Annotated in this window: 1 pseudogene; it reads right to left on the reverse strand. The window is 71.0% G+C overall.

Annotated elements, in window-relative coordinates:
• A pseudogene (locus F6S12_RS32310) lies at positions 1 to 896 on the reverse strand (hypothetical protein); the annotation flags it as partial.

Consider the following 896-nt stretch of genomic DNA (forward strand, 5'->3'; position numbering starts at 1 on the left):
GCGCGCTGCTCGCCCAGCAGGGGCTGGGACTGGATCCGGCTTTCGCCCCGGGCCCCGCTGCCGTCCAGGGGCTGCAGCAACTGGGTGCGGGTCAGCGGCAGCGGCGCCACCTGCAGGCAGCCTTGCCGGTCATGGCCGACGCCGGTTTCGCTGTCGCTGTGGGTACTGTGCAAGCGATAGCCGTAGCGCCCGTGGTCCGCCTCGGCCAGGTCCAGGTATGCGCTGTAGCCCAGCCAGTGGCGATCCAGGCTGAGCAGCGGGCCAGGGTAGAAGGATGGTTCTGCATGGCTGGCGACCCAGGGCGCGGGCAATGCCCGCCAGCCCTTGTCGGCCTGCCACAGCCAGCAGCACGCGGCCTCAGGCTGCGCCTGCTCGTGGGCGATGCAGGCCAGGGCCCGGCCATCGTCGCGCCAGATGCGGGGTGCGTCCGCCCGCAGCAGCAAGCCGCTGGGCTGGCCGTCGATGCTTATGCGATAGGGCGGCGTGCGCAGGGGTTCCAGGGGTTGCTCCAGGGCCCTGAGGCTGGCCGGCAGCGCCAGGCTGGCGTGCAGCCGGTGGCTGCCGTGGGGTGCGCTTTCTTCGAAATCCTGGCGAGCCAGGGCCTCCAGCCACTGGCCCGGCTCCAGCCAGAGATCGGCTACCGCCACCAGTTCGACGCATTCGGCCTCCTGCAGCAGGCTGTTCAGGCTGGCCTGGTGCTGGCCGTTGTCCACCAGCGGGCTGTGGCGGCCGCTGAGGGTGTCGGCGCTGAAGGCATCCAGCTCCCAGAAGTGTTCCCGGTTGCAGCGGTACAGGCGGCGCTGTTCACGGTCGAGGATGGCCAGCCCCCAGTGTTGCCTGGAAGGCAGCGGCGCGGCGAAGTAGCGCCCGTCACTGGAAAACCGCGCCGAGGACCC

Origin of the sequence: Pseudomonas sp. JV245A, assembly GCF_032424515.1 — a bacterium.
In the GTDB taxonomy this organism is placed as follows: Bacteria; Pseudomonadota; Gammaproteobacteria; order Pseudomonadales; family Pseudomonadaceae; genus Aquipseudomonas; species Aquipseudomonas protegens.